At 50.0% G+C, this 17,063-nt stretch carries 14 protein-coding genes; 11 read left to right on the top strand and 3 right to left on the bottom strand.

Going from position 1 to position 17,063, the window contains the following annotated elements:
• Positions 1 to 108: 108 nt before the first annotated feature.
• Positions 109 to 837 (bottom strand): alpha/beta hydrolase, encoded by a 729-nt coding sequence (locus JJQ72_RS03360; protein WP_208202766.1) that lies wholly within the window; start codon positions 835 to 837, stop codon positions 109 to 111.
• A gap of 255 nt (positions 838 to 1,092) precedes the next feature.
• Between JJQ72_RS03360 and pdhA the strand changes: the two genes are divergently transcribed.
• From pdhA to JJQ72_RS03320, 8 genes are all read left to right on the top strand, one after another.
• Positions 1,093 to 2,160: a pyruvate dehydrogenase (acetyl-transferring) E1 component subunit alpha gene (pdhA, locus tag JJQ72_RS03355; protein WP_138227734.1), complete on the top strand. Its 1,068-nt coding sequence runs from the start codon at positions 1,093 to 1,095 to the stop codon at positions 2,158 to 2,160.
• A gap of 82 nt (positions 2,161 to 2,242) precedes the next feature.
• Positions 2,243 to 3,220, top strand: a complete 978-nt coding sequence (locus tag JJQ72_RS03350) for an alpha-ketoacid dehydrogenase subunit beta (protein ID WP_208202765.1) — start codon at positions 2,243 to 2,245, stop codon at positions 3,218 to 3,220.
• Between the two features lie 29 nt (positions 3,221 to 3,249).
• On the top strand, positions 3,250 to 4,575 hold the full coding sequence (locus JJQ72_RS03345) for a dihydrolipoamide acetyltransferase family protein (RefSeq protein WP_138225765.1): 1,326 nt from the start codon (positions 3,250 to 3,252) through the stop codon (positions 4,573 to 4,575).
• A gap of 3 nt (positions 4,576 to 4,578) precedes the next feature.
• On the top strand, positions 4,579 to 6,000 hold the full coding sequence (gene lpdA, locus JJQ72_RS03340) for a dihydrolipoyl dehydrogenase (protein WP_138225766.1): 1,422 nt from the start codon (positions 4,579 to 4,581) through the stop codon (positions 5,998 to 6,000).
• A 184-nt stretch (positions 6,001 to 6,184) separates the two neighbouring features.
• Positions 6,185 to 6,979: a thymidylate synthase gene (thyA, locus tag JJQ72_RS03335; protein ID WP_208202764.1), complete on the top strand. Its 795-nt coding sequence runs from the start codon at positions 6,185 to 6,187 to the stop codon at positions 6,977 to 6,979.
• Positions 6,980 to 7,038: 59 nt separating this feature from the next.
• On the top strand, positions 7,039 to 7,536 hold the full coding sequence (locus JJQ72_RS03330; RefSeq protein ID WP_208202763.1) for a dihydrofolate reductase: 498 nt from the start codon (positions 7,039 to 7,041) through the stop codon (positions 7,534 to 7,536).
• Between the two features lie 311 nt (positions 7,537 to 7,847).
• On the top strand, positions 7,848 to 9,335 hold the full coding sequence (locus tag JJQ72_RS03325; RefSeq protein WP_138225769.1) for a glutamate synthase subunit beta: 1,488 nt from the start codon (positions 7,848 to 7,850) through the stop codon (positions 9,333 to 9,335).
• Positions 9,336 to 9,472: 137 nt separating this feature from the next.
• Positions 9,473 to 11,764 carry a type IA DNA topoisomerase gene (locus JJQ72_RS03320; RefSeq protein ID WP_208202762.1) on the top strand — a complete coding sequence of 764 codons (2,292 nt, stop codon included), beginning with the start codon at positions 9,473 to 9,475 and terminating at the stop codon, positions 11,762 to 11,764.
• Positions 11,765 to 11,843: 79 nt separating this feature from the next.
• Here the strand turns inward: JJQ72_RS03320 and JJQ72_RS03315 are convergent, their stop codons facing one another.
• Complete coding sequence (locus JJQ72_RS03315; RefSeq protein WP_138225771.1) at positions 11,844 to 12,593, bottom strand: HAD family hydrolase; 750 nt, start codon at positions 12,591 to 12,593, stop codon at positions 11,844 to 11,846.
• A gap of 49 nt (positions 12,594 to 12,642) precedes the next feature.
• A complete protein-coding gene (locus JJQ72_RS03310) occupies positions 12,643 to 13,569 on the bottom strand; it encodes an ArsR/SmtB family transcription factor (protein WP_208202760.1) in 927 nt (308 codons plus the stop codon).
• Between the two features lie 147 nt (positions 13,570 to 13,716).
• Between JJQ72_RS03310 and JJQ72_RS03305 the strand changes: the two genes are divergently transcribed.
• The 3 genes from JJQ72_RS03305 (at position 13,717) to JJQ72_RS03295 (ending at position 17,060) form a co-directional block, all read left to right on the top strand.
• Positions 13,717 to 14,892 carry an MFS transporter gene (locus JJQ72_RS03305; RefSeq protein WP_208202759.1) on the top strand — a complete coding sequence of 392 codons (1,176 nt, stop codon included), beginning with the start codon at positions 13,717 to 13,719 and terminating at the stop codon, positions 14,890 to 14,892.
• A gap of 81 nt (positions 14,893 to 14,973) precedes the next feature.
• Positions 14,974 to 15,693: a phosphonate ABC transporter ATP-binding protein gene (locus tag JJQ72_RS03300; RefSeq protein WP_208202758.1), complete on the top strand. Its 720-nt coding sequence runs from the start codon at positions 14,974 to 14,976 to the stop codon at positions 15,691 to 15,693.
• Positions 15,694 to 15,746: 53 nt separating this feature from the next.
• Positions 15,747 to 17,060, top strand: a complete 1,314-nt coding sequence (locus JJQ72_RS03295; RefSeq protein ID WP_243895842.1) for a hypothetical protein — start codon at positions 15,747 to 15,749, stop codon at positions 17,058 to 17,060.
• Positions 17,061 to 17,063 lie beyond the last annotated feature (3 nt).

Genomic DNA, 17,063 nt, shown 5'->3' with positions numbered 1-17,063 from the left:
CATGAATAAGTTGAGAGCATCAGCTACTAAAAAAAGATGAACAAGGCACATTGAGAAAGAATGCGCACGCTGTTCATCTTTTTTGCAAGGATTTGTATAGTGGAGCCTTTATTGAAGGAAGTATTTCAAAGCCGCCGGCAGCTCCTGCTGCCAAAAGCCCCAAATATGACGGCCGTCCTTCTCTTCATAATGGACTGTAGCACCCCGTTCCTCTAATAAATCCCGCGTGTTCCGATTGAGCTCAACAAAATTGTATACGCCCGTATCCGTGGTGTAGCTGTCCTCCTGCAGTCCGACAATCATAAAGATATTCAGCCAGGATAGATCGGTTTCGAGTGCCGTATGATGCTGCGTCTGCTCGTAGTAGGCGCCGGACAAGCTGATAATTTGTTGAAAGAGCTCGGGATAGGAAAGCGCGAGATGCAGTGACACGCTGCCTCCGAGTGAGTCTCCGGCAAGCACACGCTGAGAGGGCTCGGGCCGCACAGGATATTTCCCTTCTATATAGGGAACAATTTCTTCGGCGAAGCACGACAAATAATGGTCAAACCGGTTGCCAAATGGCGCATACTCCTCGGTCCGGACTTTCGTATTCACTTCCACGCCGACAATGATGAATGGCTCAATTCCTTCTTCAAGTATAAGCTGGTTAGCCCAGGTTGCGATTCGCCCGAAATTGAAAAATTCCTCGCCATCCTGGCAGTAGACAGCACGGTAGCTGAGCTTGGGATCATAGCCTGGAGGCAGATAAATCCGCAGGGCTCTGGATTCCTTTAAATGAGCGCTCTGAATTTCTTCTTTGACAATGGTACGCTTCAATAAAGAACGGTCTGTCATATTTCGTCACCTTTCGAGGGTAAGTTTTTGAAAAGATGTCCACAATAAGTTAAGATTAACCTGCAGCCAGGAAAAAAGAAATGGAAACCCCGTTACCTGTTAAACTGTTATACTAATTATCTTAACCTGTTACATATACAAAGTGAATTAAATTCACTTTTGTTCAGTAATTCTTTGACGAACATAGTGAAACAGGTGTATAATAATTCTATAACAGCGGAACTTGATATTCAAATATTTATTGAGGTGAAAAAAATGACCAAGGTTCCTTACGAAGTATATTCCGAGGAAGTTGAAGCGCTATCCGTACTTTCTCCGGAAGGCGAGATTGTAAACCAGGATCTGATGCCTGAGCTTACCGATGAGCAGTTGAAGGAAATTATGTACCGCATGGTATTTACCCGCACCTGGGATGACCGCGCCGTTAACCTCGGCCGCCAAGGACGTCTCGGGTTTTACGCGCCTGTATCCGGTCAAGAAGCTACGATGGTCGGCAGTGTGTACGCTCTGGATAAAGAAGATTTTGTATGTCCGGGCTACCGTGATATGCCGCAGATCGTCTGGCATGGACTCCCGCTTTACCAAGCATTTCTGTACTCCCGTGGACATCAGCATGGCGGCCAGATTCCAGATGGCGTAAACGTTCTGATGCCGCAGATCATTATCGGCGCACAGATTCTGCATGCTATGGGGATTGCCATGGGCTATAAGCTGAAGAAACAGAAGCAGGTTGTTATTACTTATACCGGTGATGGCGGCTCCTCTGAAGGCGACTTCTACGAGGGCTTGAACTTTGCAGGCGTATATAAGCTTCCAACCATTTTCTTCGTTCAAAACAACGGCTATGCTATCACAACTCCGTTCTCTAAACAGACGGCTGCATTGTCCATCGCGCACAAGGCTGTAGCTGCCGGCATCAAGGGTGTTAAGGTAGACGGTATGGACGTGCTGGCTGTCATTAAGGCTGTTCGTGACGCTGCTGAGCGCGGCCGCAACGGTGAAGGTGCGACGCTGATCGAGGCTGTCACTTACCGTTTCCGTCCTCACTCCATGTCTGACGATGCTTCGAAGTATCGGAGCAAAGAAGAAGAAGCAGAGTGGAACGCGAAAGATCCGATCGTTCGTATGGCTAAATTCCTGGAGAAGAAGGGACTTTGGTCAGAAGAAGATACGGCTCGTGTGAAGGAAGAAGCGAAGGCAACGGTGAATGAACAGATCAAGAAGGCGGAGAAGACCGAGAAAATGACGGTTTCGGGCCTGATCGACAGCATGTTCGAGCAAACACCGAAGCACCTGGAAGAGCAAAAGGCTGATTTCCAATAAGATTATGCAGCTCTCGGCTGCGCTATAAATACGGTACTGTCAACCTGATGTGACTTGTAATGTCTAAGGAGGAAATGAAGCAATGGCACAAATGAACATGAAAGAAGCGATTCGCGACGCTATGCGCGTCGAATTGAACCGTGACCCTAACGTTGTCATCTTCGGTGAGGACGTGGGTAATGTAGGCGGTGTTTTCCGGGTAACGGAAGGCCTGCAGAAGGAGTTCGGTGAGGAGCGCGTATTTGATACACCGCTGGCTGAATCCGCAATTGGCGGTATGGCTGTCGGTCTCGGTATTCAGGGCTTCCGCCCGATCGCTGAGATTCAGTTCGTCGGATTTATTTTTGAAGCATTGGATCAGATTCTGGTTCAAGCTGCCCGGATGCGTTACCGTTCCGGCGGCAAATATACGTCCCCAATCGTATTCCGTACTCCTTTTGGCGGCGGTGTTAAAGCAGCTGAGCTTCACACCGATGCGCTGGAGGGTTTGATTACACAATCCCCGGGTATTAAAGTCGTAGTTCCTTCCAATCCTTATGATGCCAAGGGACTGATGATTGCGGCGATCCGTGATAACGACCCGGTCTTTTTCATGGAGCATTTGAATCTGTATCATGCATTCCGTGCTGAAGTGCCGGAGGGTGAATATACCGTTGAGATCGGCAAGGCTAATATTGTGCGTGAGGGCTCTGATGTGACTATTATCGCTTATGGCATGATGGTTCATACCGCGACGAAGGCTGCAGATGAGCTGGAGAAGCAGGGCATTAAAGCTGAGATTATCGACCTGCGCACCGTATCTCCGATCGACATTGATACGATCGTAAACTCTGTGAAGAAAACGAACCGTGCGATTGTTGTGCAGGAAGCTCAAAAGTCTGCCGGCGTAGCTGCTGAGGTTATCGCTCAGATCAATGAAAGAGCTATTCTGCATCTGGAAGCTCCTGTCCTTCGGGTAGCTGCTCCGGATACGGTATATCCTTTTGCCCAGGTTGAGGATGCCTGGCTGCCGACGCCTGCCCGTATTGCAGCGGCGGTCAAGAAAGTTATGGAATTTTAATCGCAGAATTATCTAGGGAGGTTATACAGTTGGCAAAATTCGAATATCGTTTCCCCGAGCTGGGCGAAGGTCTGCATGAAGGTGAAATCATCAAAATGCACATCAAGCCGGGTGACAAAGTAACAGACGACGACATCATCATGGAAGTGCAGAACGACAAGGCCGTCGTTGAAGTTCCTTGTCCCGTAAATGGTACGGTTCAGGAGGTATTTGCCAAGGACGGTCAGGTATGCCGTGTAGGTGAAGTGGTTGCCATCATTGATGCGGAGGGTGAAATTCCTGAACAGGAAGTCCAGGAAAATGAACAATCCGCTCAAGAGGTTGACGCTTCCCAAGGCGGAGTGGATACCGATTCCTCCCCAGCAGCGGATGCGCCTGCCGATTCGAAGCAAGGTGGAGCGGAGTCATCTGCACCTGCAGCACCGAACAAAGACGTGCTTGCTACCCCAAGCGTACGTAAATTTGCACGGGAACAGGGCGTAGACCTGTCGCAGGTATCCGGTTCCGGCAACAACGGCAAGATTACCCGCGAGGATGTAGAAGCGTTCAAGAACGGCGGAGGTCAAGCTCCTGCCCAGAAGGCTGAGGCTGCTCCAGTAGAAGAAGCGGCTGAAGCGGCAGTACCTGCAGCGGCGGCTCCTTCCGATGCACGTGCTGAAGAAGAGCGCGTTCCGTTCAAAGGGATTCGCAAGGCAATTTCAAACGCAATGGTGAAGTCAGCCTATACTGCACCTCACGTAACCATCATGGATGAAGTGGACGTTACCGAGCTGGTTGCATTCCGCACCCGGATGAAGCCGATTGCTGAGAAGAAGGGTACGAAGGTAACCTACCTGCCATTCATCGTGAAGGCATTGGTAGCGGCATGCCGTCAGTTCCCGGCCCTGAATGCCATGATCGACGAAGAGTCCAATGAAATTGTGTACAAGAAGTACTACAACATCGGAATTGCAACAGATACAGACAGCGGTTTGATCGTTCCTGTAATTAAGGACGCGGATCGTAAGAGCATCTGGATGATCGCGGACAGCATCCGTGATCTGGCAAGCCGTGGTCGTGATGGCAAGCTGAGCCCTAATGAAATGAGAGGCTCGACCATCTCCATCACGAACATTGGATCTGCTGGCGGTATGTTCTTTACTCCGATTATCAATTTCCCTGAGGTTGCTATTCTGGGTACAGGCCGGATTTCCGAGAAGCCGGTTGTGAAGAACGGAGAAATTGTAGCTGCACCTGTCATGGCTCTTTCCCTGAGCTTTGACCACCGTATTATTGATGGAGCAACTGCCCAAAACTTTATGAATTACATTAAACAACTGCTCGCTAACCCTGAGCTGCTTGTGATGGAGGTGTAACACATGGTAGTAGGAGACGCTTCTCTGGATATTGATACATTAGTTATTGGTGCTGGTCCCGGCGGCTATGTGGCGGCAATTCGTGCGGCCCAGCTGGGCCAAAAAGTTCTGATTGTGGACAAGGCTGAGGTTGGCGGCGTGTGCTTGAACAGAGGATGTATTCCTTCAAAAGCACTGATCTCTGCGGCACACAGCTTTGAATCCGCGAAGCATGCAGATGCTTTCGGTGTTCAGGTTGGTGACGTGACGGTTGACTTTGCCAAGACTCAAGAGTTCAAGAGCGGTGTGGTCAAGAAGCTGACCGGCGGAGTTGGCGCGCTGCTTAAGGGCAACAAGGTTGAAATATTCAACGGCGAGTGCATGTTCATTAATGAAAACGAAGCTCGTGTATTCAATGAGCATGAATCTCCACGTTATCGTTTCAAAAACTGTATCATTGCTACCGGCTCCCGTCCGATTGAGCTGAAAGCATTCCCGTTCGGTGGACGCATTATGTCTTCCACGGAAGCTCTGGAGCTGCAAGAGCTGCCGAAGAGCCTCGTTGTAATCGGCGGTGGCTACATCGGCGCTGAGCTGGGTCAAATGTTCTCCAAATTCGGCACGAAGGTTACGATCCTGGAAGGTCTGGACTCGATCCTGAACGGATTTGATCCTGATATGACGAAGCTGGTTGCTAAGAACATGCAAAAAACCGGCGTTGAAATTATTACGAATGCTAAAGCTGAAAGTGCGGAGCAGACGGATAAAGACGTCACTGTGAAGTACACTGTCAACGGTGAGAACAAAGAAATCACTGCAGATTATCTGCTTGTAACCGTTGGACGCCGTCCGAACACCGACGGTGAGCTCGGTCTGGATCTGATCGATATTGAAATGACAGACCGCGGTCTGATCAAGGTGGATCACCAGGGACGTACCAACCATCCGCATATCTTTGCGATTGGTGATATCGTGCCAGGTCCTGCATTGGCGCACAAAGCTTCTTATGAAGGTAAAGTAGCTGCTGAAGCGATTTCCGGTCTTCCATCCGTAGTAGACTACAAATGTGTACCCGCCGTTGCGTTTACAGATCCGGAATGCTCCAGCGTAGGCTTGACAGAAGCACAGGCTAAAGAGCAAGGCTACAAGCCGAAGTCCGGGAAGTTCCCGTTTGCGGGTAACGGCCGAGCCCTGTCCCTGAACAGCCCTGAAGGCTTCGTGAAGATTGTTGCTGATGAAGATACCGGTTTGGTGCTGGGCGCTCATATTGCCGGGATCGAAGCTTCCAATCTGATTGCTGAGCTTGGTCTTGCTATCGAAATGGGAGCTACCCTGGAAGATATCGCCCTGACCATTCATGCACATCCTACGCTTGGCGAAATCGTTGCGGAAGGCGCTGAGCTGGTGCTCGGTCATCCAATTCACGCCATGGCACCGCGCAAATAAAGAATTCATATCACTTTCATGATAAAATGGCCGGCGGACTCCATTAGGACTCTGCCGGTTTTTTCTTTTTCACCTGGTTAGCTTGTGGTCAAAGTTCCACTTGATTTCACTTGATAGGAATACATGGATCACATAAACTAAATGAGAGAAGCTAAATTAAAAGAGATATAAGGTGGGAATCCGGTTGAAAAGTTACCTGGAATTATTACAGGATATTCTAGATCATGGAGTGGAAAAAGAGGACCGCACCGGTACGGGAACCTTGTCCGTATTTGGTCGCCAGCTTCGCTTTAATCTCGCTGAAGGCTTTCCACTGGTAACAACAAAGCGTATCCATCTAAAATCTGTCGTCCACGAGCTGCTATGGTTCCTGAGCGGAGACACGAATATCCGTTATCTGAAGGAAAATAAGGTGCGGATCTGGGACGAATGGGCAGACGAGCAAGGCGAGCTTGGGCCTGTATACGGCTCACAGTGGCGTCATTGGGAAGCGCCGGACGGTCGACAGATTGATCAGATTGCGAATGTGATTGAATCCATCCGACAGAACCCAGACTCTCGCCGGCATATTGTAAGTGCATGGAATGTCGCGGAGATTGAGCAAATGAAGCTGCCGCCATGCCATTTCGTCTTTCAATTCTATGTAGCCGGCGGGAAGCTATCCTGCATGCTGACGATGAGATCCGTGGATACGTTTCTGGGACTGCCCTTTAACATTGCGAGCTATGCATTATTGACGCACATGGTCGCTCAGCAATGCGATTTAGAGCCTGGAGAATTCATCTGGTCCGGCGGTGATGTTCATATCTACTCCAACCACTTGGAACAGGTAAAAACCCAGCTGGAAAGAGAGCCATATGCTCCGCCGCAGCTCTTGATCAAGCGCAAGCCAGACAGTATTTTTCAGTACGAATTTGAAGATTTTGAATTCCAGAATTACGAGCATCATCCGACAATTAAGGCAACCGTCGCCATTTAACGATATCTCTACTGTAGCAGGTCTGAGCGTAATTTAAGGCAAAGGAGCGTCTTTAAAGGATGAGCATTTCAATGATTTGGGCTATGGGCCGAAACGGAGTGATCGGCAGGGACAATGACATCCCTTGGCGTTTGCCGCGGGATCTGGCCTACTTTAAGAAAATGACACTGCAAAAAACGATTCTCATGGGCAGAAAAACGTGGGAGTCGTTCGGTGGCCGGCCGCTGCCTCAGCGTCGCCATTTAGTAGTGACCGGAGATCATAATTATTCGGTTCCTTTTGAAGAGGTGCACATCCTTCATGATTTAGAGGAGGCGATGCCTTATTCTCAGGATCAGGAGCTTATGGTTATTGGCGGATCTCAAATCTACAAGCAGATGCTGCCAAAAGCGGATCGATTGTATGTAACATTTATTGAAGAAGATTTTGAGGGAGACACGTATTTCCCCGAGGTTGATTGGAGTCAGTGGACGCTTGTGAGCAATGAGGCCGGAATTATGGATGAGAACAATCCGTACAGCTATCGATTTGCAATTTATGAGCGGGCTGAGAGCTAGAAACGATTTCCTGTGGTGACTCTTCGTGCTGAGATGGTTGTAGGAAAACACAAATGATTATGCATATAATCCATTTAACAGCAGAAAGAACTAATGCTACGATATTTTTACACTGTGAACCGGTAAAGATGCTGACAAGCCAGCGGACAAGCGGTGATAAAAGTTTTTCTTAACAGGCATAGAAAAAATAAATCGCGATTTTCACGGTTTATTCCTTCTTTCACAGATAGATAGCTCACATTTTATGATATGATTAAAAATACAATCACACGAATGACTCAGCATGACTAGAACGGATGGGGGAAAGCAGGATGTCAACACCAACTGGATTTATGGAATATAACCGTCAGCTGCCGGCAGATCGGGAACCGGCGGAGCGGATTAAAGACTGGGAAGAGTTTCACAAACATATGGAAGAAGAAGAGCTTCAAACCCAGGGAGCTCGCTGTATGGATTGCGGAACGCCATATTGTCATACGGGCATCGACATGGTTGGAGGTACGGCAGGCTGTCCTGTGCACAACCTGATTCCGGAGTGGAATAATCTTGTCTATCGCGGCTTGTGGAGAGATGCGCTGGAGCGTCTTCATAAGACGAACAATTTTCCGGAGTTTACGGGACGAATCTGTCCGGCGCCTTGTGAAGGCTCTTGTACAGTAGGCTTGATTGGTCAGCCTGTGACAATTAAGACCATTGAACAGGCCATTATTGATAAAGGCTTTGAAGAGGGCTGGGTAGTTCCAGAGCCGCCGGAGAAGCGGACAGGGCGCCGTGTTGCCGTAGTAGGCTCCGGTCCTGCCGGTCTGGCGGCGGCGGCGCAGCTGAATAAGGCTGGACATACCGTTACAGTTTACGAGCGTTCTGACCGTGTTGGAGGACTGCTTATGTACGGTATTCCATCTATGAAGCTGGATAAAGCAGTTGTTCAGCGCCGTGTGGACCTTCTCGCTGCAGAGGGTGTAGAGTTCATTGTGAACACGGAGATTGGGAAGGACATTCCTGCCCAGCAGCTGGTGGATGATTACGATGCGGTTGTCCTGTGCGGCGGAGCCACAAAGCCCCGTCAGTTCAACATTGAAGGCAGTGACTTGAAGGGTGTTCACTATGCGATGGATTACCTCAACGGTACAATCAAGAGCTATCTGGATTCCAACCTGGAGGATGGCAATTATATCTCCGCTAAGGATCAGGATGTAATCGTGATTGGCGGCGGCGATACAGGCTCTGACTGTGTGGCTACTGCTCTGCGTCACGGCTGCAGAAGCATTACGCAGTTCGGTACACACAAGAAAGCGCCATTAGAGCGTGATACCATGAACAATCCGTGGCCGCAATTCCCGAACGTGTACACGCTGGATTATGCACACGAAGAAGCCAAGGCTATGTTTGGACAGGATCCGCGTGAATTCTCCATTATGACGACGAAATTTGTCGGGGATGAAGAAGGCAATCTGAAAGAGCTCCATACGATTCAGATTGAACGGATTGTAGATGAAACAGGACGTAAGGTATACCAGCCGGTACCGGGCACAGAGCGGATTTTTCCGGCTCAGAAGGCGTTTATTGCCATCGGTTTTGACGGACCGGAATCTACGATTCTGGATCAGCTCGGTCTGGAAGCCGACCGCCGCTCTAATGTAAAAGCGAAATACGGCAAATATACAACGAACGTTGACAAGGTTTTTGCAGCAGGTGATATGCGTCGGGGACAGAGCTTGGTTGTATGGGCAATTAATGAGGGCCGTGAGGCTGCCCGTGAAGTGGATAAGTTTTTGATGGGCAGCACGGTGCTGGTTTAATCACTCTGTCATCTATGCTATAATTAAATATCATGTTGAGAAGGACTTCGCCTGGGCGGAGTCCTTTTTTAGAGTCCAGCGGGAGTCTGTAAGTGGTAGATTCAGCTGAAGAGTCGGCGGATAGGAGGGTCTTGCTATTGAAGACACTGGTCATTGCGGAGAAGCCGGATATGGGCAGAAATATCGCTGCGGTCATGGAGCCGCGAGCAAAGAATAACCGGACATATATCGAAGGAGAGCAGTATATCATTACCTGGGCGATCGGCCACTTGGTTGGACTGGCAGAGCCGGATGCCTATGATCCCAAATACAAACGCTGGAATATCAAGGATCTGCCGATTATTCCGGAGTCCTTCAAGATTGTTCCAAACCCCAAAACCAAGGATCAGCTTAAGGTCATCGGTGAACTGGCGAAGAAGTGCAACCAGATTATTAACGCCTGTGATGCAGGGCGGGAAGGGCAGTACATTTTTGCACTCATTCAGCAGCAGTTGAAGCTTAAGCAGCCGGTTAAACGCCTGTGGATCTCGGATCTGACACCAGAGAGTATTGCGAATGGCTTCAAAGGGCTAAAGGACGGGGCGGAATTTGATAATTTAACGAAGGCGGCACGGGCACGAAGCGAGGCAGATTGGCTGATCGGAATGAATGCATCCCGGGCGTTCACAACGAAGCATCAGACCCTGCTGTCTGTAGGCAGAGTACAGACTCCGGTGCTGGCGTTAATCTATGACCGGCAGAAGGAAATTGAAGCCTTTGAATCTCAAACCTTTTATGAAGTAAAGGCGGCTTTTTCTCAAGGCACGCTGCAGTACACCGGGGTCTGGCAAGGAGACCGTTTGACCTCCAAAGAGCTTGCGGAGGACATTGCCGCTCGCGTACAAGGCCGAATAGGCCGTATTGCTTCTTATGAGGTTAAGGACACGCGGGATTATCCCTTCAAGCTCTACGACCTGACACTGCTTCAGCGGGAGGCAAATGCGAAGCTGGGCTTCTCAGCCAAAAAAACACTGGATATTGCTCAGGCATTGTACGAGCGGCACAAGGTTATCTCTTATCCTCGTACGAACTCCAACTATGTGACGGAGCAGAACATCGAGCCGATGCACAAGGCGTTAAATATGCTGAAAGCTACAGCTTATCAAGCCATGGCGGAGAATGCGGATCCATCCCGGGTGCATAAGAATAATAAATCTATATGCAATCCGCAGCGGGTCGAGGATCACCATGCCATTCTTCCGACCCTGAAGAAGCCAGGAACATTAAGCAAGGAAGAGCAGCAGCTGTATGACCTGATCATCATCCGCTTCTTATCACAATTTTACCCTCCGGCAGAATATAAACAGCATACGGTCATTACGCAAGTGGAACGCGATGCTTTTAAGACCAGCATCAAGGAGCTTGTCTCTTTAGGGTGGAAGGTACTGATTCAGCAGGATGCAGAGCGAAAGCCAGCGCGTTCATCAAAGAAAGCTAAGGACGATGAGGAAGAAGAGACACAGGAATGGAGCGGCAAATCATTCGGTCTAGAAGAAGACAAGCCGGTGCAATGTGTGCAGAGCGAAGCGAAGGAGAAGGCGACACAGCCTCCAAAAAGCTTTACGGAAGGAACCCTATTAAAGGCCATGGAGAGCGCCGGCAAAAGCATGGAAAATGAAGAGCTGCGCGATATTATGAAGGATAGCGGCCTCGGCACGCCGGCAACACGAGCAGCTACGATCGAACGGCTGAAGAAGGTTGGCTACATTACGATGCAGGGGAAAAAGATTACCGTGACGCAAAAGGGCAGATCCGCTATTGAGCTGATCCGTCACGCCGGCGTTGAACTGCTGGCTTCCCCGGAAATGACCGGACAATGGGAGCGCCGATTAAATCAGATCTCTAAAGGCGAGGCTTCCTCCGAGCAATTTATGAGCAATGTGCAGCGCTTTGCGGTTTCCATCATTCAGAAGGTGTCCACGCAGCAGGCAGCGCCGCCTTCCATGTTTGGAGATGAGCACAGCCCAAGCTCACCGCGTACCGGGAAGCGAAGTGAAGGGCCTACAGGGACGCGGACCAAGGCAGCTTCAGGCACAGCGGGATCCTCTAAAGCTGCCAAGACGGGGCGAACATCATCAGCAGCCTCCACCGTGGACACGAGAGTGAAGACGACGTTAGGCAGTTGTCCTGTTGAGGGCTGTGGCGGACACATTATTGAGGGACGCAAAGGCTATGGCTGCTCCAGCTTTAAATCCGGCTGTACATTTGTCATCTGGAAGGAGTTTGCCGGCAAAACGATCTCACAGGCAATGCTGAAATCACTCCTGAGCCAGGGGCGAACACAGCTCTTGTCCTTTAAGGATGAGCGGGGTCATCCCTTTAAAGCGAGAATTGTGCAGCAGCGTCCCGACAGCGGACAGCTTCGGGTGGAGCGGGAGCAAGGATCATGAAGCAGTACGTTTATCAAATGTCAAACAGGCAGAAGGCGCTCTCTATTAGAGTGCCTTCTGCCTGTTTGTAGTGAGGAAATTAAAGGGAGGTCTGTGTGAGATGGCTCGTAATAATTTCTGGCACCTCTGTCAGGGCCTCCACGGTGTATAAAATATTGTGGGGCTGCTTCTTTAACTCCACCATATTGTACTGCCATTCCGTTTCCTGCTTCAAATAAATGGTGTTAATGCCTGCCGTCAAAGCCGGCATAACATCCGTACGCAGGGAGTTGCCGACCATCCAGGTACGGGTGCGCTCGAAGCTTCGCATCTGGAGAATTTCCTCCAGGGCATGAATATTTTTGTGCTGACGAATGTAGATCCGGTCGTCAAAATACTGGAAAAGCTTCATCTGCTGAATCTTGCGCTGCTGAATCTTTGTCTCACCTCCTGTGTACAAGTAGAGGTGATGACCGGATTCCTGCAAAGCGTTCAGCGTTTCGACCATCCCGGGATAGGCCTCAACCTCCTGATCGTAGACGCTCAGTCCCAGCTGATACAGCTCCTGCTCCTCTGAGGTGACCGGCGTTCTGCGGTGCCGCTTGCTGAAGAAGCGATAAGTGGCAATCAGCGATTCCGGAAAGTTGCTGCTGGCAAAGCCCAGCTTGTTAATCCCCTCGACATCAATTTCGATCTGCTTGGAACGCACTTCCTCTGTGGTCACGCCGTAATCCCGAAACCAGTCTGTGATCTGCTCGAAGTAGGCGGCCAGAATCAAATCAAAATACTTATTGCAATGAATTAACGTATCATCCATGTCAAAAATAATATGCTGGTTCATGCTGTTCATGCTGTTCATGCTCTCACTCCTCACAACATCTCTCTCTAGTATACCGCTATTAGGTTAACCGCATGTAAGATTCCAGAAACATTTGTAGCTCCGCGGCTCCATCCGGTCTTAAGCTAAAACGGCCATTCTCATCGGTAGTATCAACATGAGAACGCAGCAGTCCTGCTGCTCTCAGAATAACCAGATGATGAAGCAGCCTTTCGTCGGATAAGGCCAGGTGCTTTCCGATTTCGCCGACGGTCTTGGGCTCATGCGCCACAAATCGCAGCAGGCGGAGACGTTCCGGATGGGCGAGGGCGTCGGTCATGCGAAGCAGCACCATCGGCGGGTCGTCCTCATTGTCCTCTGGCACATCGACCGGATACTGAATCAGCAGCAGGTTTTCATAAAAGCAGTATGTATTAATGGGACGAAAATGAACACCCGGAAACAAAATGACGCTCGTGACAGGCAAATTGTCAAGAATTACGCCGCCGGTTGCATATTCAACCAGGCTCTCCGGCTCCATCTTGCTTAGCAAAATACTCTTTTCTTGAGCGTCCTCTTCCAGCAGAAGGCGGTATTCATGTTCAGCCTCTTGAAAATAATGATGGTACCATAGGCGTATCAGGGCAGGATAAGTATCAATCACGCGCTGCAGCTCATCCTGAGACAGGACGGGCATATAGGTTATCAGGCGAGAATACAGCTCTTCCACAGGGGTGCTGTCCAGCCAATCCAGGAACGCCGCGGGCTGATCGTCCATATGAGGGTCGCGTAGCATAATCAGGGCGTACAGAACATCGAAATCTAGAAACGGCCAGTCACGGGCTTCATTCAGCTTAGACTTGACCTCTTCAGGAAGACGCTGATCCAGATCCTGCATAAATGAAGGGCCGATGTCGAGATTGTCCGTCCACTTCTTGGTTACATAGATCATAAAGCTGCTGAGGCATTCATAGACCACCGATACATCAACGCTTACTTTGTACTTCATAAACTAAAGTACCCTCCTGATAAATGACATTATTTTATTATGGCTTGTAAGGAATAGGCTTGTCTACTATAATGTTTCTTTGGCTTTTTTTATTTTAAGGCTAAGAACATAAATGTACAGCATACGCTGGAAGGGGAATATCCTGAAATGTCAATGACCCGCACGGTCAGTCAGAATTCAACACACTATATCATTCTCATCGCTGTCATTATTGCGGCGGGAATTAGCCAGGGACTGCTGCTGCCAGTACTGGCTATATTTTTGGAACGCATGGGTGTCTCCTCCGGGATGAACGGCCTGAACGCGGCTGCTCTGTATGTCGGCTCCTTCGGCATGACCCTCGTAGCTGAACGGATTCTCGGAAGACTAGGCTTCAAAAAACTGATTATCGGCGGGCTTCTGCTCGTGATGGCAGCACTTATGGCATTTCCGTTGTTTCCAAGCCTGGGTCTGTGGTTCGTCCTGCGCATTCTGGTCGGTATTGGCGACAGTGCCCTTCACTACGCCTCTCAGCTATGGGTGCTGATGATGTCCACGGACCGCAACCGCGGCAGAAGCATTTCCATATACGGAATGTCTTATGGCATCGGATTCAGCATCGGTCCGCTGGGAATTAATCTCTTGAATTACGGCACAGCGGTACCCTTCTTCGCACTGGCTGCCTTGTATGCTGCCCTGCTCGTGGTGGTTCTGCTTAGATTGCCGGATGCACGTCCGGAGAAGCACTCAGGCAGCGCCGCCGAAACCAGAGGAAGATACCGTTTAAGCTACCGGCTTGCCTGGTTTGCACTTATTCCCGCCTTTTTGTACGGATATATGGAGGCGGGCCTGCATAGTAACTTCCCGGTTTACGGGCTTCGTAGCGGCTTTACACTGGAGCAGATTTCGTCCCTGCTTCCTTTTATCGGCATTGGTGGACTGATCCTGCAGCTTCCGCTAGGCATCTGGAGTGACCGATTCGGCAGAAAAAGAGTGCTTACGCTTTCCGGCTTCATTGGCGGAATCAGCTTTCTGCTCATTCCGTTCGCGGGAACGAACTTTTGGATGGTTCTGATTCTTCTTACCCTTGCCGGGGGCATGGTAGGTTCATTCTTCTCGCTTGGTCTCGCCTATGCAGCGGATATCTTGCCAAGGGCTATACTTCCGGCAGCGAATGTTGTCGCTTCCTTCCATTTTAACATGGGAAGCATCCTTGGACCGAATATTGGAGGAGCGGTCATGCAGACCGGCTGGATCGGCGGCGTGTTTGTTCTGCTGGGGCTGTTTTATCTGATCTTTTCCAGCCTTAGCCCCTGGTTTAAAGGAAGCCCGCTCAAGCTATAGGGAACATGTGTTCTCATGGCAATTAAGGGTAGTTTCTTCTAAACTAGAGGTATGGAATGTAACGCGACGGGAGAGAGACAAATGATAAAAGTGGATCGCCTGATCAAGAAAATTGTCACCGAGCCCAAGCCGGTGCTAAAAGATATAAGCATTCAAATGGAGCCAGGAGAAATGATCGGCCTGATCGGCGGCAGCGGCAGCGGGAAGAGTCTGCTGCTCAGCTGTCTGGCACTGCGCCAAAAATGGGACGGCGGACGCTTTCTCATTGACGGAGAGGATGTGCTTAAGGCTGGCGGCCGGCGCAGAATCCGCCGGGAGTGGGCTTATCTGGAGCAAAATCCGGAGCTGAACCGTAACCGTACAGCCCTAAAAAATGTTCTGGTAGGACAGTCCAGCCAAACGCCGCTGTGGCGCATGATCACCGGTATGGTCCGCTCGGATGATTATATGGGAGCGATGGATACGATTGAGCATTTAGGTTTGCTGGACAAGGCCAAACGCAAGACAGGAGAGCTGAGTGGTGGCGAGAAGCAAAGAATTGCGATTGCACGGGCGCTCGTCCATGGTGCGAAGGTCATTCTCGCAGATGAGCCGGTTATGGGCCTTGATCCAAAGTCAGCCGAGCATGTCCTGCAAACGCTGCGTTCTCTGTGCGAAGAGGAGCGCCTTACCGTCATCGCAGTGATCCCGCTGGAGCTTGCTGAGAAATATTGTACTCGCATACTGGGTCTTGCCGGCGGGGAGATTGCCGTAGATGTGACCGGAAGACGTCTTACCCACGGTGAAAAAAGCAGACTGTAATTTAAGTGTATTCTCAGGAACAGGTACGTTATAGAAAGGTGATGCATGGAACATTGAAATGGATAAAGCAGACGACAGCCGGTCTGATGGCGCTTCTGCTCAGCGGATGCAGCTTTATTAGCGACCCGGTATCGCTCATGACGACACCGGATCTGCCTGCTGATAAGGCGACGCTGATGGGGGCTGTCAGCTCGGCTCTGAGTGCCAAAGGCTCTGAGAAGGGGGATATTATTCGCCCCCGCCGCGATCCGGATCCCAGCTCGATTCGAATCGAGGATTTGAACGGTGACGGTGTCATGGAGGCCGTGGTGTTCTACAAGACTCCGAATCAAGAGGTGCAGATTCACGGCATGATTATGCAGGAGCAGGGCAGCTCATGGGTGAAAAAGCTGGATTTTGACGGGGAAGGCACTGTTCTTGAATCCTTCGAGCTCATTGATATTACGAATGACGGCAAGCTGGATATTGTCGCAGGGTTCTCCAGAGGACAGGAGGAGCTGCAAAACGGTCTGGCTGTATACAGCTTCACAGGAGACTCACTTCGCAAAATTTTGACAATCCCATTCACGCAGGTGGAGATTACTGACCTTAACGGTGACCGGGTGGATGAGCTTACCGTCGTCTCGCTGCAGCGATATGAGCTGTCCTTTATTGCAACGTATCAGTATGACAGCAGTGAAGATGATTTCAAGGAGCTCTCGAAGCTGGACCTAGGCCAAAACATTGAGAGTTATTACAATATTGTCTCAGGAAACGTGTCGAAGGACAAAGAAGGAGTCATTCTGGATACGACGATTGTGTCCAATTCCTCTACCTCCAAGATGATTGTGATGGAGAATGGCGAGCTGATTGATGTGCTGAAGGAGGATGCAGCGTATAAAGAGCTGCCTGTGCTCAGCCAGGATGTAAATGGCGATGGAATTCTGGAAATCGGACTGCTGGAGGAGCCCGCAGGCTGGAAGGATGCCCGATATGAGGAAATTCCGTTTCTCAGCTCTTACTATCAATGGGATGGTGAGACAAGGCTGGCCAGCAAGAAAGAGGGCTTGTCCTTCGTATCACAGCGGTATGAGGATATGGAGCGCCGATTTTTTCTGAATTTTCCTGTCGAATGGCATAACCTGATTACGATTGATCCTGCGTCGGATAAAGATGAGTATCTGCGGTTTGTGATGACGGATACCGGCAAGACCGTAGCGGAAGTGAAGTTTTTCCCGGCTGCAGAGTGGGAGCAGGAGAAGCAGGAATGGAAGCTGCTGGTCAAGGACGACGATCAGATTATTGGCTATAAAGGGGACATGAAGCTGATTAAAAATGAGAAAAAGGCCAGCAGCGAGGTTGCGCCTATTGAGAGAAAGGGGAATTAACCA

It is taken from the genome of Paenibacillus sp. F411 (genome assembly GCF_017582705.1).
Classification (GTDB): Bacteria; Bacillota; Bacilli; order Paenibacillales; family Paenibacillaceae; genus Paenibacillus_AQ; species Paenibacillus_AQ algicola.
The sequence above is the reverse complement of the archived record's forward strand: the minus strand, read 5'-3'. Positions and strand labels throughout refer to the sequence as shown.

Excerpts from the sequence above, each read along its gene's own strand:
- JJQ72_RS03305 (WP_208202759.1), top strand. The coding sequence starts at position 13,717 with ATGTCAATGACCCGCACGGTCAGTCAGAATTCAACACACTATATCATT.
- lpdA (WP_138225766.1), top strand. The coding sequence starts at position 4,579 with ATGGTAGTAGGAGACGCTTCTCTGGATATTGATACATTAGTTATTGGT.
- pdhA (WP_138227734.1), top strand. The coding sequence starts at position 1,093 with ATGACCAAGGTTCCTTACGAAGTATATTCCGAGGAAGTTGAAGCGCTA.
- JJQ72_RS03315 (WP_138225771.1), bottom strand. The coding sequence starts at position 12,593 with ATGAACAGCATGAACCAGCATATTATTTTTGACATGGATGATACGTTA.
- JJQ72_RS03330 (WP_208202763.1), top strand. The coding sequence starts at position 7,039 with ATGAGCATTTCAATGATTTGGGCTATGGGCCGAAACGGAGTGATCGGC.
- JJQ72_RS03325 (WP_138225769.1), top strand. The coding sequence starts at position 7,848 with ATGTCAACACCAACTGGATTTATGGAATATAACCGTCAGCTGCCGGCA.
- JJQ72_RS03350 (WP_208202765.1), top strand. The coding sequence starts at position 2,243 with ATGGCACAAATGAACATGAAAGAAGCGATTCGCGACGCTATGCGCGTC.
- JJQ72_RS03310 (WP_208202760.1), bottom strand. The coding sequence starts at position 13,569 with ATGAAGTACAAAGTAAGCGTTGATGTATCGGTGGTCTATGAATGCCTC.
- JJQ72_RS03360 (WP_208202766.1), bottom strand. The coding sequence starts at position 837 with ATGACAGACCGTTCTTTATTGAAGCGTACCATTGTCAAAGAAGAAATT.
- JJQ72_RS03300 (WP_208202758.1), top strand. The coding sequence starts at position 14,974 with ATGATAAAAGTGGATCGCCTGATCAAGAAAATTGTCACCGAGCCCAAG.